We start from the raw sequence: 21,670 nt of genomic DNA, 5'->3' as shown, positions 1-21,670 counted from the left end.
TCGAGGGTGATGTCGATCCTCTTCACCGCATGAGCGCGGTCAGCTACCAGGCCGCGTCGATCCCCCTCCGCCTCGCCGGCGCGGGGATGATCGTCGCCCTCCCGCTCCTCGCCGTCGAGCGCCTGGGCGATGTCGCCCTGGGCGGAGCGCTGACCGGCGCTGCCCTGTTCCCGAGCGTGATCGCGGCCCCGCTGGTCGGCACAGTGCTCGACCGCCTCCGCCACCCGCGCCGCCTCCTGGTCGCCTCCGCCCTCGCGACCGCCGTGGCCTTCGCGGTCGCCGCCTTCCTCGGCGACGTGCCGACCCCGTTGATCGTGGTGCTGCTGCTGATCGCAGGACTCGCCACCCCCGTCTACATGGGCGGGATGTCGAGCTTCGTCACGAGCGCCATCCCGGAGCCGCGCCGCGCCTACGCGCAGGACTCGCTCTCGTACACGGTCGCCTCGATCAGCGGACCCGCGATCGTGGGTCTCGCCGCCGGTCTCGGCGGTGCGCGGGTGGCGATGCTCGCGATGGCCGCGCTCGCGCTGATCGGGGTCGTCGGCTCGCTCGGCCTGGCGATGCAGGCACGGCCCGCACCCACGGTCGGCGTGCTGCGGACGGTCGTGGCGGGCGTCTCCCACCTGCTGAGGCACCGCCCGATCGCGGTGGTCACCTCGGCGGGCACGCTCAGCCAGGTCGCGGGAGGCGCGGCGGGCGTCGCGGCGATCAGCCTCTCAGTCGAGCGCCTCGGCACACCCGCCGCGGCCGCGTGGATCCTGACCGCCTTCGCCGTCGGCGGCCTCGCGGGAGCCGTCGCGGTCGCGGCCCGGCGCTGGACCCAGCGTCCGCCCGCCTGGACGATGGGCGCGGCCTACGTCGCGACCGGCGCCGTGCTGCTCGTGGCGGTGCCCGACCTCGGCATCGTCGTCGCGGTCGCCGCCTTCGCGGTCGCCGGCGTCTTCACAGCACCCTCGAACGCGGCGATGCTGCTGCTGCGCGATCAGGAGAGCCCCGCCGCTGTCCGCTCGCAGGTGTTCACGATCGGCGCGGGTCTGCGCTCGGCCGCCGCGGCCGTCGGCGCGGCACTGGCGGGTGCCGCCTCCGGGTTCGGAGCCTCGTGGCTCGTCGCGGGGATCGCCGCCGTCTGGATCGGCTCCGGCCTGCTGCTACGGCTGTTCCCTGCCCGCGAGCGAGGCTGAGTCGCGGCACTCGCGCTCGGCGCCGGCTCAGCGCGCCTCTCGGCCTCGATCGCGCACGTGGAGCGCCCGTTGACGCACGCAGCCCGATGACGCAGCCCTATAACGGCACACAGCACGGGCCGCTGAGGCCGCGGGGGAGCGGCGGACGTCCAGCATGGTCCGATCGAATGGAGGCATGGCTCAGAAGACGGTCGCGGACCAGCTCATCGCCCAGCTCATCGACGCAGGTGTCTCCCGGATCTACGGGATCGTCGGAGACTCGCTGAATCCGATCGTCGATGCGGTGCGGCGCAGCGGCGGCTCCGAGAAGGGGGGCATCGACTGGATCCACGTGCGCAACGAGGAGGCGGCCGCCTTCGCCGCGGGTGCAGAGGCGCAACTCACCGGCCGGCTCGCCGTGTGCGCGGGGAGTTGCGGCCCGGGCAACCTGCACCTGATCAACGGCCTCTACGACGCGCACCGCTCCGGCGCTCCCGTGCTCGCCATCGCCAGCCACATCCCGAGCGGCGAGATCGGCTCCTCCTACTTCCAGGAGACCCACCCCGACCGCCTCTTCGTCGAGTGCTCGAACTACCGCGAGCTGGTCTCGACCGCCGCGCAGGCGCCCCGCGTGGTGAACGCGGCGATGCGCAGCGCAGTGGCCCTGAGCGGAGTGGCCGTGGTCACTCTCCCGGGCGACGTCGCCGAGTTCGACGCGGTCGGTGAGTTCCCCGCGTTCGTGCTGCCGTCGCCTCCCGTGCTCGTCCCGGACGAGGGCGATGTGCGGGCGCTCGCCGCCGCGATCGACGAGGCGAGGACGGTCGCGGTCTTCGCCGGCGCCGGCGTGCGGAACGCCCATGACGAGGTCGTCGCCTTCGCCGAGTTGGTCGGCGCCCCCGTGGGTCACAGCCTGCGCGGCAAGGAGTGGATCCAGCACGACAACCCGTACGACGTCGGCATGACCGGGCTGTTGGGCTACGGCGCGGCGCACGCCGGCATCCACGACGCCGACCTGCTGGTGCTGCTCGGCACCGACTTCCCCTATGAGCAGTTCCTGCCCGACGCCTCCGAGGTCGTGATCGCGCAGGTCGACACCGACGCGTCCAAGCTCGGCCGCCGGGTGAGCGTCGCGCATCCGGTGCACGGAGACGTCGCCGCGACGCTCCGGGCGCTGATGCCGCTCGTGCACCGCAAGGACCACCGCTTCCTCGACAAGACACTGAAGAAGCACGAGAAGCTGGTGACGGGAGTGGTCGGCGCCTACACCGAGGTCGAGAAGCGCCGCCCGATCCACCCCGAGCTCGTCGCCTCCACCCTCGATGGGCTGCTCGCGGACGACGCGATCGTCACCGCCGACACCGGGATGGGCAATGTCTGGCAGGCCCGGTACATCACTCCGAACGGCCGCCGCCGCCTGATCGGCTCGTACCTGCACGGATCGATGGCCAACGCTCTGCCGCAAGCGGTCGGCGCGCAGCTCTCGCACCCCGGTCGGCAGGTCGTGTCGCTCAGCGGCGACGGTGGGCTCGCGATGCTGATGGGCGAGCTCGTGACGGTGGCGGCGTACCGCCTCCCGGTCACCATCGTGGTGTTCAACAACTCCACGCTCGGCCTGGTCAAGGTCGAGATGCTGGTCGACGGGTTCCCCGACTTCGGAGTGGATGTGCCGATGGTCGATTACGCGAAAGTCGCCGAGGCGGTCGGGATCCGCGGGATCCGCGTCGAGGACCCGCGCGAGGTCGAGGGCGCGCTGCGCGAGGCGCTCGCCGAGGACGGCCCGGTCCTCGTCGACGTGGTGACCGATCCGCTCGCCCTGTCGCTGCCGCCGACCGTGACCGGCGCGCAGGTGAAGGGCTTCGCGCTCGCCATGTCGAAGATCGTGATGAACGGTGGAGCGGGCGAGGCGATCGCCCTCGCGCGATCGAACGTCAAGCACCTCCTGCCGTGAGGGTGGTCGCGGCGGGCGCCCCGTGCGACCGCCGCGCGAGCCCTGCCGGGATCGTCGTGATCGCAGGCGCGGCGGCGGCCGGTGCTCGATCGGGCGCAGCGGGCGGTCAGCGTGCCAGGGAGCGCCACAGCGCTTCGAGGTCCGCCGCCATGTCGAGGGAGCGGTCGAGCGCCCACTGGATCTGGATGCCGTCGGCGGCCGCGATCAGCAGCCGCGCGGCCTGCTCCGGGTCGAGGTCGGCGCGGGCCGACCCGTCGGCGATGCGCGCGCGGATCGCCTCCGCCAGCTGTCCGCGGATGACCTCGATCCGGCCGGTGAAGTGTGGGTGCGCCGGGTGCTCCGGATCCTCCGCCGCGGCCGCGAGGGTGAGGTGCAGCTGCACGAGCCCCGGGACGTCGCGGTTGTGGCGCATGACCGCCACCAGCCCGTCGATCGCATCGGTCGCGGTGGCGAGCTCGGTGGAGTCGATCTCGTCGCGCTTCTCGAGGATCGCGGTGAGCAGGTGCTCCTTCGAGTCGAAGTAGTGCATCAGCCCGGGCAGGCTCACCCCGTTCAGCCGCGCCACCTCGCGGAGGGAGGTGCCGCGGTAGCCCTCGCGCGCGAACACGTCGAGCGCCACTCTCAGGATCTCCTGGCGTCGCGCGATCCCCCGGGCATACGGTCCGCGCTGAGGCATGCCTCTGATGGTAGGGCAGGCAGAGGGCCGACTCTGGCGCCACTTAACCCGTTCGATGTACGGTTTTCGGAGCCGTGGCACCGGAGCACGGATGATCGGAGCGCAGCATGACCCACGCCGACCACCTTGACGACCTCACCCTCGAGGAGCGGGCCGCCCTCACCAGCGGCCACAGCTTCTGGACGACCCCGGCCGTCGAGCGCCTGGGCATCCCCTCGATCACCCTCACGGACGGCCCGCACGGCGTGCGTCTGCAGCGCACAGGAGGCGACCACCTCGGCCTGGACGACAGCGAGCCCGCGACCTGCTTCCCGCCCGCCGTCGCGCTCGGCTCCACCTGGGACGTCGACCTCGCCCGCCGGGTCGGCGTCGCGCTCGGCGACGAGGCCAGTGCCCTCGGCGTCGGCGTCCTCCTCGGGCCGGGCATCAACATCAAGCGTTCACCGCTGTGCGGGCGCAACTTCGAGTACTTCTCCGAGGATCCGCTCGTCAGCGGCGTGCTGGGCTCCGCTCTCGTCGGGGGCGTGCAGAGCCGCGGAGTCGGCGCCTCGCTCAAGCACTTCGCCGCGAACAATCAGGAGACCGACCGCCTCCGTGTCAGCGCCGATGTCGACGAGCGGCCCCTGCGCGAGATCTACTTGCGCGCGTTCCAGCGCGTGGTCACCGAGCAGCAGCCGTGGACCGTGATGTGCTCGTACAACCGGATCAACGGCGTGCTCGCCTCCGAGAACCCCTGGCTGCTGACGAGCGTGCTGCGCGAGGAGTGGGGCTTCGAGGGCCTCGTCGTGTCGGACTGGGGTGCCGTCGACGACCGGGTCGCGGGAGTCGCCGCAGGGCTCGACCTCGAGATGCCCTCGAGCGGAGGCCGCAACCCCGCGCGTCTCGTCGCGGCCGTGCGCTCCGGCGAGCTGGACGAGGCGCACGTGACCACCGCCGCCCGCCGCACCCTCGAGCTGCTCGACCGCGTCGCCGCGGGCGCGGGCCTGGCCGGGGCGGTCGATCAGGAGGCGCACCACGAGCTCGCCCGCGAGGTCGCGTCGCGCGCGGTGGTGCTCCTCAAGAACGACGACGCCGTGCTGCCCCTCGCACCGCGGGGGAGTGTCGCCGTGATCGGCGAGTTCGCGCGGACGCCGCGATACCAGGGAGCGGGCAGCTCGCAGATCGTGCCGACCCGCCTCGACTCCGCCCTCGACGCCCTGCGCGGGACTCTCGGCGAGCGGATGGTGTTCGCCCCCGGCTTCACGACCGACGGCTCCGGCGATGCCGCCGCGCTGCGGGAGGAGGCGGTGGCGGCGGCCGCCGACGCCGACACGGTCGTGCTGTTCCTCGGGCTGCCCGCCCAGGAGGAGTCCGAGGGCTTCGACCGCACTCACTTGGAGCTCCCCGCCGAGCAGATCCTGCTGCTCGACGCCGTGCTGGAGCGCACTCCGCGCGCGGTGGTCGTGCTCTCCAACGGCGGAGTCGTCCGCACCTCCGGTTGGCACGACCGGGTGCCGGCGATCGTCGAGGGCTGGCTGCTCGGCCAGGCGGGTGGAGGCGCGATAGCCGACGTCCTGACCGGCGCGGTGAACCCCTCCGGTCGGCTCACCGAGACGATCCCGCTGCGGCTCGAGGACAGCCCTGCACACCTCGGATTCCCCGGCGCCTTCGGGCACGTGCGCTACGGCGAGGACGTGTTCGTCGGCTACCGCGGCTACGACGCGCGTGCCGCCGAGGTCGCGTTCCCGTTCGGCCACGGACTCTCGTACACCCGCTTCGAGTACCACGGGCTGGTGGTCGAGCAGCGCGAGGGCGGGCTCCGGGTGCGGCTCGAGGTCTCGAACGAGGGCGGGCGGGACGGGCGCGAGGTGGTGCAGGTCTACACGGGGCTCCCGGGCTCCGCGATCCCGCGGGCGGTCAGGGCGCTCGCCGCGTTCACCGTCGTCGACATCCCGGCCGGAGGCGCGGCCGAGGTCGTCCTCGACGTCCCGCGCGAGGAGCTCGCGTACTTCCACCCCGGCGCCGGCCGCTGGGTGGTCGAGGGCGGCGAGTACACGATCGAGGTCGGCGCCTCCAGCCGCGACCTCCGACAGAGCGTGCGGGCCGAGGTGGAGGGCGACGCGCTCGCCCTTCCGCTGACGGCGTCCTCGACCGTCGCCGAATGGCTGGCGCATCCGCTGGCCGGCGCGCGGCTCCGGCAGGTTCTCAGCTCCGGAGACGGAGCGCTCGGCGCGGCCGTCACCGACCCCGGCATGGCCGCGCTGCTCGGCTCGATGCCGCTCGGGCGCCTCGCGGTGTTCCCGGGCAGCCCGCTCACTGAGGAGGCGCTGGACTGGCTGGTCGAGGAGGCGCGCGCCTGACGCCGCTGTCCCGGACGGCCGCTCCCGGGGTGCCGCTCCCGGGACGCCGCTCAGGGGGCGAGCGAGACCGAGTCGGCGTCCATCCGCTCGCCGCACTCGGCACAGTGCAGCTGCGGATCCAGGCGGGCCCCGCAGCGGTGCTCGTAGGGCTGCCGGGCCGAGGGGGCGCACGCCCAGCGCTCGCCCCAGGCAGCGAGAGCGATCAGCACCGGCACGGCGTCGCGGCCCGCCTCGGTGAAGCGGTACTCGAAGCGCGGCGGGCGGTCGGAGTAGGCCACGCGTTCGATCACGCCGTGCTCTTCGAGGCTGCGCAGCCTCGCCGTCAGCACGTCGCGGGGTGCGCCGGTGAAGGCCTGGATGCGGTCGAATCGACGCTCGCCGAACGCGATCTCTCGCAGCACCAGCAGACTCCACCGCTCGCCGAGCACCTCGAGTCCCGACGCGATGGGACAGTCCCGGGGAGTGATGGCGGGGGTCGTCACGGGGTCTCCACTCCGGCGCGTCCTGCGCCTGATCGGGTCAGTTGGGAATTCCTACTCACCAGGATGGTGTTGCCCGATGGAGAGGCCGCGATCGCCGCGGCCCGCAGAACGGGAGTCCCCACCATGACATCACTCCACGGAGCCGTCGTCCTCGTCACCGGAGCGAACGGAGGCCTCGGGTCCGAGTTCGTCGCCCAGGCGCTCGCGCGCGGTGCGTCGAAGGTCTACGCCGCCGCTCGTCGCCCGAAGGAGTGGGGCGACGAGCGCATCGTTCCGCTCGTGCTCGACGTGAACGACGCGGAGTCGATCGCCGCGGCCGTCGAGGCTGCGCAGGACGTCACCGTGCTGATCAACAACGCGGGTGTCTCGGGAGCGAGCCACAGCCTGCTCGAGCTCTCGGCCCAGGAGTTGCGCGACGTGATGGAGACGAACTTCTTCGGTCCCGTGCTGCTCGCGACGGCGTTCGCGCCGCGCCTGTCGGCGGCCGAGGGCGCTGCGATCATCGACGTCCACTCGGCCCTCAGCTGGTACGCGGTCGCCGGCGGTTACAGCGCGTCGAAGGCGGCCCTGTGGTCGGCGACGAACTCGCTCCGCCTGGAGCTCGCTCCGCAGGGGGTCCACGTGCTCGGCCTCCACGTCGGCTACATCGACACTCCGATGGCCGCGGGCGCCGAGGGCCCGAAGGCGAGCCCGGTCGACGTCGTCGGCCAGGCCTACGACGGTCTCGAGGCGGGCGCCTTCGAGGTGCTGGCGGACGAGACGAGCCGCCAGGTGAAGTCCGGGCTGACCGCGCCCTTCGAGGCGGTCTACCCGCAGCTGGCGGGCGTCTGACTCCTGCACGACGGCAGCCGGGAGCGGCCCTCGCGCACGATGGTGGCTGAGGGCCGCTCCCGGCCGACGTGCTGAACGGCTACTCGCCCAGCGTGATGGCCTGCGCCTCGACGAGCTCCGGCTCGGCCTCGTGGGCGTCGGCGCGTGCCAGGGTGCGTCGGCCGAGCAGAACGATCAGCGCGGCGACCGCCACTGCTCCGGCCGCGGCGTACATCGGGAAGGCCGGCGAGATCGCGGCGGCCAGGGCGGAGGCGGCGGGCGGGGCGATCGCGCCGCCGAGGAAGCGGACGCCCGAGTAGGCGGAGGAGGCGACGGAGCGAGGCAGGTCGGTCGCCTCCATGACGCACTCGGTCAGCACCGTGTTGACCACACCGAGCAACAGCCCGCCGACGATGATGCAGGCGATCAGTCCGACCCGCGACGAGATCGCGAGCCCACCGGCCACAAGGTCGAGCGCGAGCAGTACCAGCACCGAGCGCAGCACCACGGTCCGCGGCAGGCGAGAGGTGAGCAGCGGAGCGACGAACACCGAGGTGATCGCGACGCCCAGGCCCCAGCCGAAGAAGGTGAAGCCCAGGCCCATCTCATCCAGGCCCAGCGGGTAGGGCGTGTAGGCCAGCAGGACGAAGAAGCCGATGTTGTAGAAGAGGGCTGCTGCGGCCAGCGTGCGGATCGCCGGCACCTTCAGGGCGGCGAACGGCGCCGACAGCGGGGTGGGGGTCGGCTTCGGACCGTCCTCGTGCAGCAGCGTCGCGATGGCGATGAAGCCGACGGCCATCAGCACGGCGGTGCCGAAGAACGGACCGCGCCACGAGACGCTGCCGAGGAGCCCGCCGAGCAGCGGGCCGACGGCGATGCCGATGCCCAGCGCGGCCTCGTAGAGCACGATCGCCGCGGAGGAGCCTCCGCTCGCCGCACCGACGATGGTCGAGAGCGCGGTCGAGATGAAGAGCGCATTGCCGAAGCCCCAGCCGGCGCGGAAGCCGATGACGCCCTCGACGCTGCCCGCCGTGCCGGCGAGCGCGGCGAACACCACGATCAGCACCAGGCCGATCATCAGCGTCTTCTTGGCTCCGATGCGGCTCGAGAGCCAGCTGGTGAAGAACATCACGACGCCGGTGATGACGAGGTAGCTCGTGAACAGCAGCGAGGTCTCGGTCGGTGTCGCGTGCAGGCTCTCGGCGATGGCCGGGAGGATCGGGTCGACGAGCCCGATGCCCATGAAGGCGATGACCGCGGCGAACGCGACGGCCCACACAGCGAGCGGCTGCTTCAGGATCGAGCCCTGCGCGGGCGGGTGGGGGGAGGTGGTCACGGCGTGCTGCCTTTCTCGGGGGAGGAGGGGAAGGGGGCGCCTGCGATCCGCGCGACGCGGGCCTCGACGATCGCCGCGGCCCGCTCAAGGGCGCGGCGATCGTCGGCGTCGAGGTCGTCGAACAGCGGTGCGAGGGCGGCCTCGAGGCGGAGGCGGTGCTCGCGGAGGGCGTCGAAGCCGGCGGTGGTGCCCTCGATCAGCCAGGCCCTGCCGTCGCTCGTGTCGTGCACTCGACGGATCCAGTCGGCCTCGTCGAGTCGGGCGATGATGCCGGTCATCGTGGGCTGGGTGACGCGGACCCGCTCGGCGAGCTCGCCGAGGCGGACGGGGGAGGCGGTGCGCAGTTCGGCGAGTGTCGACCAGACGGCGCCGGACTGCGCACCGAGGCCGGTCGCGCCGCTCGAGCGGCCGGCGAACCGCGTGAGAGCGGTGGCGGCGGAGGCGAGTCGCACGGGGGCGCTGGAATCGGGCACGGCTATTAATATAGCATGCCTATGTAGTTTTGACAGCGAGGCGTCGCGATCGGGGCACTGTCTATCTCGACACTGTCTGTGACAAAATGACTCGCAATCCCTCGTTCAACGCGGCGATCACCGATGGAAAGAGTTGTCATGTCCCGAATCGAGACGCACCGGACAGAGCACGAGTACGACGTCGTCGTGATCGGAGCGGGCGCCACCGGGCTCACCGCGGCCGTGCGCCTCCACGAGCAGGGCCGCAGCGTCCTCGTCCTCGAGGCCCGCGAACGCGTCGGCGGCCGTCTCGAGACCCGCGTTATCGACGGGCAGATGCTCGAGCTCGGCGGGCAGTGGGTCTCGCCCGACCAGACCGCGCTGCTCGAGACGCTCGACGAGCTGGGCCTCGCGACCTACTCCCGGTACCGCGACGGCGAGAGCGTCTACATCGGCTCCGACGGCCGCGCCCGCCGCTTCACCGGCGACATCTTCCCCGGCACCGAGACGACCGAGTCCGAGATCTCGCGCCTGATCGAGCTGCTCGACCGCCTCGTGGTCGAGACCGATCCGGCCGCCCCGTGGGCGCATCCGCTCGCCCACGACTACGACCGCATCAGCTTCAGCGCGTGGCTCGAGCAGCAGACCGACGACGCGGAGGCGCGCGCCAACATCGCGCTGTTCGTCGCCGACGCCATGCTCACCAAGCCCGCGCACTCGTTCTCGCTGCTGCAGGCGCTGCTGATGGCGGCCAGCGCCGGCGGCTTCAGCCACCTCGTCGACGCCGACTTCATCCTCGACAAGCGCGTGCTCGGCGGCCTGCAGCGGGTGCCGGAGCTCCTGGCTCAGCGGCTCGGCGTCGAGCGGGTCGTGCTCGACGCGCCGGTCCGCTCCGTGCACTACGGGGAGGACGGCGTCGAGGTGCGCACCGACGACCGCACGGTGCGCGCCCGCCGCGCGATCGTCGCCGTGCCGCCCAACCTCGTCAACCGCATCGCGTTCGAGCCGCCGCTGCCGCGCCTGCGGCAGCAGTCGCTGCAGCACCAGTCGCTCGGCCTCGTGATCAAGGTGCACGCCAGCTACGCGACGCCGTTCTGGCGCGCCGACGGCCTCTCGGGCACGGCCTTCAGCCCGCACGCACTCGTGCACGAGGCCTACGACAACTCCAACGCGGGGGAGGAGCGCGGCACCCTGGTCGGCTTCGTCTCGGACGAGAAGGCCGACAGGCTGCTCGCCCTGCCGGAAGCCGAGCGCAAGGCCGCGATCCTCGACTCGCTCGCCGCCTATTTCGGGCCGGCCGCACTCGATCCGGTCGTCTACTACGAGAGCGACTGGGCCGCCGAGGAGTGGACCCAGGGCGCCTACGCCGCCAGCTTCGACCTGGGCGGGCTCACCCGCTACGGCGCGCTGCAGCTCGAGCCGGTCGGCCCCCTCCGCTTCGGCTCGAGCGACCTCGCGGCCGAGGGCTACCAGCACGTCGACGGCGCGATCCGCGTCGGCCGGCGGCTGGCGCAGGAGATCATCGACGAGGACGGCGCGAGAATCGCTCCGGCCCACCACCGCGAAGGAGCACTGCCCGCATGAGCACCCACTACGCCGTGATCGACCCGGCCTCCGGCGCGACCCTCAGCGAGTACCCGACCGTCACCGACGGCGAGCTCACCGACGCGATCGGAGCCGCCCACGACGCGTACTCGACGTGGTCGCGCACCGTGCCCGTCGCGACCCGCACCGCCCTGATCGCGCGGGTCGCCGACCTGCACGTCGAGCGCGCCGACGCCCTCGCCGAGATCATCGTGCGCGAGATGGGCAAGCCGCTCAAGCAGGCCGCGGGCGAGGTCGGCTTCGCGGCCGACATCTACCGCTACTACGCCGACAACGGCGAGACGTTCCTCGCCGACGAGCCCATCGAGCTGTCGGACGGCACCGGCTCCGCGTTCGTCCGTCGCGCCGGCCTCGGCGTGCTGCTGGGCATCATGCCGTGGAACTTCCCCTACTACCAGGTCGCCCGCTTCGCCGGCCCGAACATCGTCGCGGGCAATACGATCCTGCTCAAGCACGCGCCGCAGTGCCCGGAGTCGGCGGCCGCGATCGCGGACATCTTCCGCACCGCGGCCGAGGAGCTGGGCGCTCCCTCCGGCGTCTACGTGAACCTCTACGCGACCAACGACCAGGCCGCGACCGTGATCGCCGACCCGCGGGTGCAGGGCGTCTCGGTCACCGGCTCCGAGCGCGCCGGCGCGGCCGTCGCCGAGATCGCCGGGCGGCACCTCAAGAAGGTCGTGCTCGAGCTCGGCGGCTCCGACCCGTTCATCCTGCTGTCGACCGACGACCTCGACAAGGCGGTCGAGGACGCGGTCGCCGCCCGCCTCGACAACAACGGCCAGTCCTGCAACGCCGCCAAGCGCTTCATCGTCATCGACGACCTGTACGAGGCCTTCGCCGCCAAGTTCACGGAGGCGTTCACCGCGGCCCAGCCGGCCGACCCGTTCGCCGAGGGCACGCTGCTCGGCCCGCTCTCCTCCTCCGCCGCCACCTCGCGCCTCGAGCAGCAGCTCACGACCGCGCGCGAGCAGGGCGCGACCGTGCGTGCCAGCGGCGAGGTGACGGGCAACTTCTTCCCGCCCGCCGTCCTCGAGGACGTCACTCCCGAGATGAACGCCTACCGCGAGGAGTTCTTCGGCCCGGTCGCCGCGCTCTACCGGGTGCGCGACGAGGACGAGGCGATCGCCCTCGCGAACGACACCCCGTTCGGTCTCGGCTCGTACCTCTACACGACCGACTCCGAGCAGGCGCTGCGTCTCGCCGACCGGATCGACGCGGGCATGGTCTGGATCAACCTCGTCCTCGGCGACGCCGTCGAGCTGCCCTTCGGCGGCGTGAAGCGCTCGGGTACCGGCCGCGAGATGGGCCGCAGCGCCCTCGAGGAGTTCGTCAACAAGAAGCTCATCCGCATCGCGTGAGGGGCGGGAGTGCGCGCGGCAACCCCGCGCGCACCCGCCGAGGGCTGACTAGTGTCGAAGGGCGGCGCCCGCCGCCGCCTCGTCATCCCGGAAGGCCCCCTCCGCTGCGCGTGTTCGGCTGCCCCCACTGTGAGGCCCGCGTCGAGTTCGAGGACGCGGTGTGCCTCCGCTGCCGCACCGCGCTCGCCTACGACCTCGACCGCGACGAGCTCGCCGAGGCCTCGGGCCGGCAATCGTGCCGCTACCGCGACACCATCGGCTGCACCTGGCTGGCGGAGGAGGGGACCGGCGGCGCCTGCGCCTCCTGCGCCCTCACCGGCGTGCGCCCCGCGGTCTACGACGCGGCGACACTGAGCCAGCTGACCGTCGCCGAGTTCGCCAAGCGCCGCCTCGTGCGCCAGCTGCACCACCTCGACCTGCCCGTCGAGCGCCGCAGCGGCTCCACCGGGCTCACCTTCGAGCTGCTGTCGTCGGCGCAGGGACAGCACGTGACGACGGGTCACGCCGACGGAGTCGTCACCGTCGACCTCTCGGAGGGCAACGACGCGCACCGCGAGGCCCTCAAGGCGCGCCTCGGCGAGCCGTACCGGACGATGCTCGGCCACTTCCGCCACGAGATCGGCCACTACTACTGGCAGCTGCTGGTCGAGGGCACCGACCTGATCCCGGCGTTCCGGTCGCTGTTCGGCGACGAGCGCGCCGACTACGCGGCGGCGCTCGATACGCACTACTCCGGAGCCTCGGGGAGCGAGGACTGGGCGCGCGAGCACATCTCGCAGTACGCGACGACCCACCCGTGGGAGGACTTCGCGGAGACGTTCGCCCACTATCTGCACATCGCCGACGCGCTCGAGACGACCGCCTCGGTCGGCATGACCATCGCCGGTCCGTGGGGACGACTCCCCGATTCGCTGGTCGGCAGCGTGCACGCCGTCGGTGCCGACCGGGTCTCGACGCTCGAGATGCCCGAGATCCTCGGTCGCTGGCACGGCTTCTCGCTCGCGCTCAACAGCGTGAACCGCTCGATGGGCAAGGACGACCTCTACCCGTTCGTCATCACTCCGGTGATCGCCGAGAAGCTGGCCTGGGTGCACGAGCTGGTGCGCCGCTCGGCCTGACGCCCCCGGGCCGACCTCCGGCTCGCATGACCCTGTTCGGCTCGCGGGACTTCGGCGACCGCACCGCGCTCCTCAAGCGGCTGAGCGAGGTCAGCATGGCCGAGCTGCTCGCGGCGCTGACCAGGGCGCAGGAGCAGGCGGCCGGGCGCTCGGCGGAGTCGAGCGCGGTGCTGATCGGAGGCGCCTACGTCGGCTACGCGGCCCGGTACCCCGAGCGCTTCCGCGTCATCTACGACCCCGAGGTCTGCGTCCCTGGGTCGCCGAGCGCCGCGATGGCCCCGCTGATCGACGGGGTCGAGGCGGTCCTCGCCACCGCGACCGCGTCCCTCCTGCCGGCCGACTCCTCCTCCGCGGCGGTCGCCGCCCTGACCACCGCCGTCTGGGGTGCGGTGCACGGTCTGGCCGAGCTCGTCGTCGCGGGCCACATCACCGAGGCGGAGGTCGAACCGGCGCTGCTCGCGCTCCTCGACCGCCGCTGATCCGTCCGCGCGACCTCAGTGGCGAAGCGGGGGCGTCCGACGCTCTGCCGCCGTCACTGCCCGACGCGGCCGTCGACGCACTCGCGGAGCAGGTCGGCGTGCCCGCAGTGCCGCGCGTACTCCTCGATGCGGTGCACCAGCAACTCGCGGATCGCGATGCCGTCGCGCCCGACCCGCTCGCCGAGGTCGGGGTGCTGGGCGATCGCGGCGTCGGTGTCCCGCTGCTCCCGCTGCAGCGACGCGAGCGCCTCGTCCACGACCTCCTGCTCGCCGACCGCACCGTCGAAGTCGGCGTCGCGACCTCCGTAGAGCTTCGAGGGAGGCGCGTCCGTGCTCAGCCAGCCGCGCCAGTCCCGCTCGACCTCCGCCAGATGGCGGAGGAGTCCGAGCAGCGACATCGTCGACGGCGGGACCGAGCGGCGGGCCAGCTGCTCCGGAGTGAGTCCGTCGCACTTCATGATCAGCGTGTGGCGGTAGGCCGAGAGGTAGTCCTCGAGGGTCGCCGGCTCGCCGTCGGGGCTCGTCCCCTCGCGAGGGTCGTCCTCCGGGTCGGTCCACATGTCGGGCTGCGTCGTCGCGCGGGTCCACCGCTCGGGCTGGTCGCTCATGCGTCCATCCTGCGCCTCTGGACGAGCGCTGAGACGGCCCAGCGCTCGGTGGGCGCCCACTCGCGGCACGGGTCCGACACGACTGGACGCCCACCGGGCGCGGCGGGCCGTCGGAGACCCGTCCGGCGTCCACTCGGGCACCGAACCGGCCGGGCCGCCCACGACGCTCAGCCCACCGTCGACAGCACTCCGCTGATGATCACGGCGATGATCGTCGTCCACGCGACGATCGCGATGCCCTGCCAGACCAGGATCCGCCCACGGCCGACTCCCGCCGCCGCGAGCATCGAGGCGGTGAACTGCGTCGGCAGCAGCAGCGGCCCGAGCAGGCTCACCCCGGGGACCCCGTAGCGCTCGAACGCCCGCTGGAACTTGGCCTTGCGCGGCGAGACCGCCGGCCGCTCCGGTGCCCCGCCCGCCATGGCCGCCACCCGCGTGCGGTTGACGACCGCCTGCCGTGCTCCCGAGCTCAGCAGCACCACGAGGGCGACGCAGGCGAAGTTGCCGACGATCGCCGCGAGGACCGCGATGACCGGGTTCACCCCGCCGATGATGCCGATGGTCGCGGCGCCCTCGCCCTCGACGAACGGGACGGCTCCGGCCGCCGCGACGATGAGGGGCTGCACGATGTCGGGCACCTCGGCGACGAGGTCCTGGAAGGTGGTGATGACGCTCATGACGTTCTCCTGCTGGTCGGGGACCGGGTGGTCCGTCTCGTGACTGACTCCAGCCCACCGGGGTCGCGGATCCGCGGGAAGTGCCCGTCCGTCACCGCCTCCCGGGCGCTTCGCACCTCGGACCCGTGACTTCTGTCACGCCCGTAGGGTGGCCTCGTGATCACCCGGACCGAGCCCGTGAGCGATGCCGAGCGGACGGCGCGCGGCACCCTGCAGCTGACCCGCAGCATCACCGCGACCTGGTGGTACACCGCCGGCGGCATCCTCTTCTTCGGCCTGATCCTGGTGCTCGTCTGGGTGCCGGCGCTCATCCTCTCGAGCCGGGGGACGGCCGCGGTGCTCGTGGTGGGCATCGGAGGCGTCGTCTGGACCCTCGCGCAGGTCCCGCTGCTGCTCGACTACCGCAACCGGCGCGGAGAGCCGCTCTCGATGCGCCGTCGTACCGCGTGGGCGCCGCTCGCCGTCGCCGTCGCCTACGGAGTCCTCGCCGGGGTCGCCTCGGGGATGTGGACCATCGCGGTCCTCCCGGTCGTGCAGATGCTCGTGCTGCTGCCCTGGGCCCCCGGCCTCCGTCGCCGGATCGTGCTCGCCGGGACGGTGCTGCTCGCCGCCCTCTGGTTCATCGATCTGCATGTCGCGCCGCTGACGGACGAGGGCGTGAGCAGCGCTCTCGTCGGCTTCTACTCGATCGCGTTGCCCTGGATGTCGGTGCTCTCGCTGTGGTGGTGGGACGTGCTGGTCTCGCTCGATCAGGCCCGAGCCTCCGAGGCGCGGCTCGGCGCCACGCAGGAGCGGCTGAGGGTCGCGACCGACGTGCACGACCTGCAGGGGCACCACCTGCAGGTGATCGCCCTGCAGCTCGAGCTCGCCGAGCGCCTGATGGCGCACGATCAGGAGGCGGCGCTCGCCCAGCTGCGCGCCGCCCGCACCAGCGTCGACGAGGCGCGGCAGGGCACGCGCGACCTGGCCACCCGGTTCCGCTCCGTCCCGCTCGGCGACGAGCTGGCCAATGCGGTCGATCTGCTGCGCGCGGCCGGAGTCGCGGCGGAGGCGGCCGTCGACCCCTCCGCCGATCTCGCCCCGGCCGACGTCCTCGGGCCGGTGGTGCGCGAGACGACCACCAACGTCCTCCGCCACGGCGGCGGCAAGTGGGCGCGGCTGTCGCTGCGACCGGAGGCGGGGGCCTGGCGGTTCACGATCGAGAACGACGCCGAGGCGGCCCCCGTCGAGGCCGACCACGGCGGTGGGGCGGGCCTCGAGGGCATCGGCCGCCGGGTCGCCGAGGCTGACGGCTCGCTCGACGTGCAGCACGGGGCCCGATCGTTCACCGTCGTCGTGACGGTGCCGGTGACGGGGGTCGCACGATGATCCGCGTGCTGATCGCCGACGACGAGGCGATGATCCGCTCGGCGCTGGCGTCGCTCCTGGGGCTCGAGGACGACATCGAGGTCGTCGCGCAGTGCGCCGACGGCGAGGAGGCGCTCGTCGAGGCCGCCCGCCTCGCCCCCGACATCTGCCTGCTCGACCTCGAGATGCCGGGGCTCGACGGCGTCGACGTCGCCGAGCGCCTGGTGCGGACGGTCGCGACGCGCTGCATCGTGGTCACCCGCCACGCGCGGCCGGGAGTGCTGCGGCGGGCGCTGGCCTCGGGTGTCTCGGGGTTCCTGCCCAAGTCGCGAGATGCGCACGAGGTCGCGGAGGTGATCCGCCGGGTCGCGGCGGGCGGCCGCTACGTCGATCCCGAGGTCGCGGCCGACGCGCTCAGCGACCAGCGCTGCCCGCTCACCGATCGCGAGCTCGACGTGCTCCGCGCGGGCCGCCGCGGCGAGACCACCGGCCAGATCGCGCGCGCCCTGTCGCTCGCCCCCGGCACGGTGCGCAACCACGTCTCGGCCGTGCTGGCGAAGCTCGCCGTCCGCACCCGCCAGCAGGCCGTCCTGCTCGCGGAGGAGCGCGGCTGGCTCTGACCGCGGCCTCCCGTCCGCGCTCTCCGCGCGAGGGAACCCCGAAGCGTCGAGGCGGCCACGGAGTACTGGCCCCCTCGACGGTCCGGGGTTCCCCCGGTGGAGCCGCCGCCCTACTTCTTCGTCAGCGACGACTCCTTGTGCGCGGCCTTCGCGTCGGTCTTGTCGCTCTGGACGATCCAGTACGGCTCGTCGTCCGAGGCCTTGAACGTCTGTCCCTCGAACTGGAACTCCTTCGTCCTCTTCTCGACGAGCTTCCCGTGGGTCTCGCCCTGGGAGGTGTTCCAGCTGATCTTGTCGCCCTTCTTCATGAGGAGCGTCCCTTCTCTTCGGTGTCGGTTCTTCTTCGTGTCGGTTCTTCTTCGTGTCGGGTCTTCGTCAGTGCCGGTTCTTCAGTGGCGCGGATGCGCCGTCTTCGCGTCGCGCGGGAGCGCGATCGTGGTGGTCACGTCGACGATCGCCGGAGTCGCGGGCGCCGAGGAGAAGCCGAAGCGCACGGGAGGCGACAGCGGCCGGAGCGATCCGAGGCCCGCTCCGTCGAGCGAGGCGTCGACCCCGAGGACGCCGCGGATCGCGCGCACCCCGTAGTACTCGCGGCGGCCGTTCCCGGCCGACCCCGCGGTGCTGACCCCGCGCACGAGCACGGAGGCGACCGGTGAGATCGCCGTCAGCCACCCGGGGTGCTCGGCGACGGGCCGCGGGACGACGCGCAGCAGCCGCCCGAGCGGTGTCAGGCCGCCGAGCCGCAGCGACACCTCGAGCGGCCCCGCCGAGACGGACAGCCCGCCGTGCACCCGCCGCCACGACACCGCCTCGATCCGCACGTCGTCGAACGAGTACGTCGAGGCGATGAACTCCGCGACCTCGTTTGACGGCGCGATCAGCATCCGGTGCCCGTCGCCGCGCTCGATCATCGCGTCCGCGAACGCGCCGTACGGAGTCGACTCCCAGAGCCCGAGCACCACGCGGGTGCCCGAGGCCGTGCCGAACCCCGCGATGCGCCCGCTGAAGCGCAGCCGCCGCGGGGCTCGGCCGGGCATCAGGCGGCCGAGCGCAGCAGCGTGAACGAGCCGTCGCGCACGATCAGCGTGGTGACCTCGCCCTCGACGACCTGCTCCGGGTCGCTGGAGGCGGCGAGCGTCCACTCGGCGCCCGGAGCCTCCGGGACAGTGAACTCGACGCCGTTCTCGGCCGCGTTCAGCAGCAGGGCGAAGCTCGCGCTGCCCTCGTGCGCGAACACGAAGGTGATCGAGCGGGCATCCGGGTTGTCCCAGTCCTCGTCGGCGAAGCCCTGCGCGTCCGAGCGGAGGATGTCGACCGTGTCGGGGCCGCCGTCGCCGGGGGCGCGGCGGAACCACCTCGGCTTCAGCGCCGGCTCGGCGGCGCGGAGCGCGATCAGCCCGCGGGTGAAGGCGAACAGCTCGCGGTCCGCGTTCTCCCAGTCGAACCACGAGATCTCATCGTCCTGGCAGTAGGCGTTGTTGTTGCCGCCCTGGGATCGGGCGATCTCGTCGCCCCCCAGGATCATCGGCACGCCGGCCGAGAGCAGCAGCGTCGCGAGGAAGTTGCGGCGCATGCGGGCGCGACGCTCGTTCACCGCCTCGTTGTCGGTCGGGCCCTCTGCACCGTTGTTGGAGGAGCGGTTGTCGCTCTCGCCGTCGTTGTTGTCCTCGCCGTTGGCCGCATTGTGCTTGCGCGAGTAGGAGGTGAGGTCGGCGAGGGTGAAGCCGTCGTGCGCCGTGACGAAGTTGACGCTCGAGAGCGGCGAGCGGCGGTCGGCCTCGTAGACGTCGGGCGAGCCGAGCACACGCTGCGCAGTCGTGCCGAGCACCGAGTCCGCGCCGTGCCAGAAATCGCGCACGTCGTCGCGGAACTTCCCGTTCCACTCCGACCAGTCCGCGGGGAACCCGCCGACCTGGTAGCCGGCGGTGTCCCACGGCTCCGCGATCATCTTCACCGGCGCGAGCACCGGGTCCTGCGCGATCAGGTCGAGGAACGCGCTGTGCACCTCGGCCTCGCCGGTCTGGCGGGTCAGCGTGGTAGCGAGGTCGAAGCGGAACCCGTCGACGTGCATCTCGGTCACCCAGTAGCGCAACGAGTCCATGATCAGGCCGAGCGCGGCCGGGTGGGCGACGTTGAGGCTGTTGCCGGTGCCCGTGGTGTCGAAGTAGTGGGCTCGGTCCCCCTCCACCAGGCGGTAGTAGGAGCCGTTGTCGATGCCCTTGAACGAGAGCGTCGGGCCCTTGTCGTTGCCCTCGGCGGTGTGGTTGTACACCACGTCGAGGATGACCTCGAGCCCGGCCTCGTGGAACGCCTTCACCATGGCCTTGAACTCGTCCACCTGCGAGCCGTCGTCGCCCGAGTGCGAGTACTCGTTGTGCGGGGCGAAGAAGCCGAGGGAGTTGTAGCCCCAGTAGTTGCGCAGGCCCTTCTCCTCGAGGTGCGAGTCCTGCACGAACTGGTGCACGGGCAGCAGCTCGACCGAGGTCACGCCGAGGTCGGTGAAGTGCTTGATCGCGGCGGGGTGCGCGAGGCCGCGGTAGGTGCCGCGGATGTCCTCCGGCACGTCCGGGTGCAGCTTCGTGAAGCCCTTCACGTGCACTTCGTAGACGACGGTGTCCTCGAGCGGGATCCGTGGTGCGGTGTCTCCGGCCCAGTCGAAGGAGTGCGGGTCGGTGACCACGCAGCGGGGGACGGCGGGGGCGGAGTCGGCGTCGTTGCGCCTGTCGGCGTCCTCGTAGAACTGACCGAACACATCCTCGGACCAGGTGTAGGAGCCCTCGATCGCCGTCGCATGCGGGTCGAGCAGCAGCTTGGCAGCATTGTGCCGGAGCCCGTTGGCCGGGTCCCACGGGCCGTCGACGCGCAGCCCGTACCGGGTGCCGACGCGCAGACCGGGGACGATGCCGTGGAAGACGTGCCCCGTGCGCTCGGTCAGGGCGACGCGGGTCTCTGCTCCGGTCTCGTCGAAGAGGCAGATCTCGACGCTGTCCGCGGTCTCGGAGTAGACGGCGGCGTTCGCCTCGGCGTCGCCGCGGAGGAAGACGCCGAGGGGGTACGGGAAGGAGCAGGGGGATGCGGGCATGCGACCATCCTGTCCGGGCGGGTCGGGGCGCTTCTCGCCCTTGTCCGGGCGGGCGGCTGCCGCTAACCTCCCCTGCCCGCCTCAGCTCAGCTCAGCCGAGTCGTCCGCGGTGAACACGATCTTGCCCAGGGTGCGCTGGGATCCGGCCGCTCGGCGCGAGAGCACGTCGACGATCTCCTCGAGCGGATGCACGGCACCCGGCTCCGGCCGCAGCTCGCCCGAGCCGGCCAGCGAGATCGCCCGCCCGATCCGCTCGGCCGTCGCCTCCACGATCAGATTGCGCACTCGCGGCCGGCCGCGCCGGAGCACGCCGACGGCCTGGGCGACGAGTGCGGGGCCGCTGGGCACGAGGGTCGCGATGCGGCCGCCGTCGGCGAGCAGGATCGCTGCGTCGTCGGCGGGCAGGTGCCCCGAGACGTCGACCACGGCGTCGAAGCGGCCGGCCAGCACACTCAGGTCGAGCGCGCGGTAGTCGTGCGGTTCTGCGCCGAGGCCGCGCAGGGTCTCGGCGGAGGCGGCCGAGCCGGTCGCAGAGACGACACAGCCCGCGCGCAGCAGCAGCTGGATGGTGATGGTCCCGATGGCTCCGGAGCCGCCGCCCACCAGGATCCGTTCGCCGGCACGCGCGCGCAGCGCGTCCACCAGACCGATCGCGGTGCCTCCCGACATCGCCAGGGTCACCGCCTGCACGAAGTCGAGGGAGTCGGGGATCGGCACGAGCGCGCTGCTGCGCGCGAGGGAGGCGTCGGCGAAGGCGTCGCCCTCGCGGGTCATCCCGACGACCCGGTCGCCGATCGCGACGGAGTGCGCGCCCGGGCCGAGCGCCTCCACGGTGCCCGCGACGTCGAGCCCGAAGCCGTAGGGGCGGGAGCGGCCGATGGTCATGATCCGAGCGGAGCCGGCCAGGATCTTCTCGTCGGTCGCGTTGATGCTCGCCGCGCGGGTCCGGACGAGGACCTCGCCGCGGCCCGGCATGGGCACCGGGGCCTCGCGCCACGAGAGCAGGTCGGGCCCGCCGAACCTGTCGTACCCGAGTCGTCGCATGTCACTCCCGTCGTCCGTGATCGCCCTCCGAGCCTAGGGCGTGGCGGCTGGACGGCCGGCTCACGGCCGCCGGGGAACCCCCTCCGCGGCCCGGACGCCCGGTGCTACCGTGGCGGCCATGAGCGCTGACCAGAGCCCCGAGTTTGCCGGCTTCGAGGGCACGCCCTCGGTCGAGGTCGAGGAGGTCGGTGACGTCCGCCCCGCCGACTCCGAGGTGGAGGAGAACACGACGCCCGACGAGAGCCGCGACCCCGATCACGGATACGACCCCCGGAGCGAGAGCGGTTCCGAGAGTGCACCCGAGGACGAGGTGGGCCCGAACGAGGACGAGGAGGGCCTCCTCGCGCCCGGCAGCACGGCCGAGGGTGCGGGCACCTCGCTCGGCGCGGTGCCCGCGGAGGCGCGGAGGGGCGCCGAGCCCCTCGGCGAGGAGTCGAGCCCCGGTACTCCGGGCCAACTCGCGGACGAGCGCTGGCGCACCAACGGGGTCGACCCGCTAGCCTGACGGGCCCGCCGGCATCGGCGGGCG

21 protein-coding genes are annotated in these 21,670 nt (G+C 72.5%); 11 read left to right on the top strand and 10 right to left on the bottom strand.

Going from position 1 to position 21,670, the window contains the following annotated elements; all coding sequences use genetic code 11:
- Positions 1–29: 29 nt before the first annotated feature.
- On the top strand, positions 30–1,181 hold the full coding sequence (locus GSU10_RS13425; protein WP_132505034.1) for an MFS transporter: 1,152 nt from the start codon (positions 30–32) through the stop codon (positions 1,179–1,181).
- A gap of 175 nt (positions 1,182–1,356) precedes the next feature.
- A complete protein-coding gene (locus tag GSU10_RS13420) occupies positions 1,357–3,108 on the top strand; it encodes a pyruvate dehydrogenase (protein ID WP_132505032.1) in 1,752 nt (583 codons plus the stop codon).
- 106 nt (positions 3,109–3,214) lie between these two features.
- Here the strand turns inward: GSU10_RS13420 and GSU10_RS13415 are convergent, their stop codons facing one another.
- Positions 3,215–3,784 (bottom strand): TetR/AcrR family transcriptional regulator, encoded by a 570-nt coding sequence (locus GSU10_RS13415; protein WP_068212599.1) that lies wholly within the window; start codon positions 3,782–3,784, stop codon positions 3,215–3,217.
- Positions 3,785–3,891: 107 nt separating this feature from the next.
- Here GSU10_RS13415 and GSU10_RS13410 point away from each other — a divergent pair, with 107 nt between their 5' ends.
- Positions 3,892–6,123: a glycoside hydrolase family 3 C-terminal domain-containing protein gene (locus GSU10_RS13410; RefSeq protein ID WP_132505030.1), complete on the top strand. Its 2,232-nt coding sequence runs from the start codon at positions 3,892–3,894 to the stop codon at positions 6,121–6,123.
- Positions 6,124–6,173: 50 nt separating this feature from the next.
- Here the strand turns inward: GSU10_RS13410 and GSU10_RS13405 are convergent, their stop codons facing one another.
- On the bottom strand, positions 6,174–6,605 hold the full coding sequence (locus GSU10_RS13405; RefSeq protein ID WP_082845253.1) for a winged helix-turn-helix transcriptional regulator: 432 nt from the start codon (positions 6,603–6,605) through the stop codon (positions 6,174–6,176).
- Between the two features lie 123 nt (positions 6,606–6,728).
- On the opposite strand from GSU10_RS13405, the gene GSU10_RS13400 reads away from it, so the two are divergent.
- On the top strand, positions 6,729–7,436 hold the full coding sequence (locus tag GSU10_RS13400; protein WP_068212609.1) for an SDR family oxidoreductase: 708 nt from the start codon (positions 6,729–6,731) through the stop codon (positions 7,434–7,436).
- A 79-nt stretch (positions 7,437–7,515) separates the two neighbouring features.
- Here GSU10_RS13400 and GSU10_RS13395 read toward each other — a convergent pair whose 3' ends face one another.
- Together GSU10_RS13395 and GSU10_RS13390 are read right to left on the bottom strand one after the other, a co-directional pair.
- Positions 7,516–8,751, bottom strand: a complete 1,236-nt coding sequence (locus GSU10_RS13395) for an MFS transporter (RefSeq protein WP_068212606.1) — start codon at positions 8,749–8,751, stop codon at positions 7,516–7,518.
- A complete protein-coding gene (locus GSU10_RS13390; RefSeq protein ID WP_132505028.1) occupies positions 8,748–9,224 on the bottom strand; it encodes a MarR family winged helix-turn-helix transcriptional regulator in 477 nt (158 codons plus the stop codon). The genes GSU10_RS13395 and GSU10_RS13390 overlap by 4 nt, the downstream gene beginning before the upstream one ends.
- Before the next feature lie 138 nt (positions 9,225–9,362).
- Between GSU10_RS13390 and GSU10_RS13385 the strand changes: the two genes are divergently transcribed.
- The 4 genes from GSU10_RS13385 (at position 9,363) to GSU10_RS13370 (ending at position 13,763) form a co-directional block, all read left to right on the top strand.
- On the top strand, positions 9,363–10,787 hold the full coding sequence (locus GSU10_RS13385; protein ID WP_132505026.1) for a flavin monoamine oxidase family protein: 1,425 nt from the start codon (positions 9,363–9,365) through the stop codon (positions 10,785–10,787).
- Entirely contained in the window at positions 10,784–12,166 is a 1,383-nt protein-coding gene (locus GSU10_RS13380) for an NAD-dependent succinate-semialdehyde dehydrogenase (RefSeq protein WP_132505024.1), read from the top strand. Before GSU10_RS13385 ends, GSU10_RS13380 begins: the two co-directional genes overlap by 4 nt.
- 110 nt (positions 12,167–12,276) lie before the next feature.
- Entirely contained in the window at positions 12,277–13,284 is a 1,008-nt protein-coding gene (locus GSU10_RS13375) for a zinc-binding metallopeptidase family protein (RefSeq protein ID WP_244311480.1), read from the top strand.
- A 26-nt stretch (positions 13,285–13,310) separates the two neighbouring features.
- Positions 13,311–13,763, top strand: a complete 453-nt coding sequence (locus tag GSU10_RS13370) for a TetR-like C-terminal domain-containing protein (RefSeq protein ID WP_068211388.1) — start codon at positions 13,311–13,313, stop codon at positions 13,761–13,763.
- Positions 13,764–13,816: 53 nt separating this feature from the next.
- On the opposite strand, the gene GSU10_RS13365 is transcribed toward GSU10_RS13370, so the two are convergent.
- Together GSU10_RS13365 and GSU10_RS13360 are read right to left on the bottom strand one after the other, a co-directional pair.
- Positions 13,817–14,371, bottom strand: coding sequence for a DinB family protein (locus tag GSU10_RS13365; protein ID WP_068211391.1), 555 nt, complete (start codon positions 14,369–14,371; stop codon positions 13,817–13,819).
- Positions 14,372–14,538: 167 nt separating this feature from the next.
- A complete protein-coding gene (locus GSU10_RS13360; RefSeq protein ID WP_068211394.1) occupies positions 14,539–15,048 on the bottom strand; it encodes a small multidrug efflux protein in 510 nt (169 codons plus the stop codon).
- Positions 15,049–15,204: 156 nt separating this feature from the next.
- On the opposite strand from GSU10_RS13360, the gene GSU10_RS13355 reads away from it, so the two are divergent.
- Both GSU10_RS13355 and GSU10_RS13350 read left to right on the top strand, forming a co-directional pair.
- Positions 15,205–16,416, top strand: a complete 1,212-nt coding sequence (locus GSU10_RS13355) for a sensor histidine kinase (protein WP_236713611.1) — start codon at positions 15,205–15,207, stop codon at positions 16,414–16,416.
- Positions 16,413–17,015: a response regulator transcription factor gene (locus GSU10_RS13350; RefSeq protein ID WP_068211397.1), complete on the top strand. Its 603-nt coding sequence runs from the start codon at positions 16,413–16,415 to the stop codon at positions 17,013–17,015. The genes GSU10_RS13355 and GSU10_RS13350 overlap by 4 nt, the downstream gene beginning before the upstream one ends.
- A gap of 110 nt (positions 17,016–17,125) precedes the next feature.
- On the opposite strand, the gene GSU10_RS13345 is transcribed toward GSU10_RS13350, so the two are convergent.
- The 4 genes from GSU10_RS13345 to GSU10_RS13330 all read right to left on the bottom strand — a co-directional run bounded on the left by GSU10_RS13345 (position 17,126) and on the right by GSU10_RS13330 (position 21,141).
- Positions 17,126–17,323: a hypervirulence associated TUDOR domain-containing protein gene (locus tag GSU10_RS13345; RefSeq protein ID WP_068211401.1), complete on the bottom strand. Its 198-nt coding sequence runs from the start codon at positions 17,321–17,323 to the stop codon at positions 17,126–17,128.
- 81 nt (positions 17,324–17,404) lie between these two features.
- Positions 17,405–18,052: a hypothetical protein gene (locus GSU10_RS13340; protein WP_068211403.1), complete on the bottom strand. Its 648-nt coding sequence runs from the start codon at positions 18,050–18,052 to the stop codon at positions 17,405–17,407.
- On the bottom strand, positions 18,052–20,097 hold the full coding sequence (gene glgX / locus GSU10_RS13335) for a glycogen debranching protein GlgX (protein WP_068211406.1): 2,046 nt from the start codon (positions 20,095–20,097) through the stop codon (positions 18,052–18,054). The genes GSU10_RS13340 and glgX overlap by 1 nt, the downstream gene beginning before the upstream one ends.
- 81 nt (positions 20,098–20,178) lie before the next feature.
- Positions 20,179–21,141 carry an NADP-dependent oxidoreductase gene (locus tag GSU10_RS13330; RefSeq protein ID WP_068211409.1) on the bottom strand — a complete coding sequence of 321 codons (963 nt, stop codon included), beginning with the start codon at positions 21,139–21,141 and terminating at the stop codon, positions 20,179–20,181.
- Positions 21,142–21,259: 118 nt separating this feature from the next.
- On the opposite strand from GSU10_RS13330, the gene GSU10_RS13325 reads away from it, so the two are divergent.
- Complete coding sequence (locus GSU10_RS13325; RefSeq protein ID WP_068211412.1) at positions 21,260–21,646, top strand: relaxase family protein; 387 nt, start codon at positions 21,260–21,262, stop codon at positions 21,644–21,646.
- The last annotated feature ends 24 nt before the right edge of the window (positions 21,647–21,670 follow it).

It is taken from the genome of Rathayibacter tanaceti (genome assembly GCF_009834165.1).
Taxonomy (GTDB): domain Bacteria; phylum Actinomycetota; class Actinomycetes; order Actinomycetales; family Microbacteriaceae; genus Rathayibacter; species Rathayibacter tanaceti.
The sequence above is the reverse complement of the archived record's forward strand: the minus strand, read 5'-3'. Positions and strand labels throughout refer to the sequence as shown.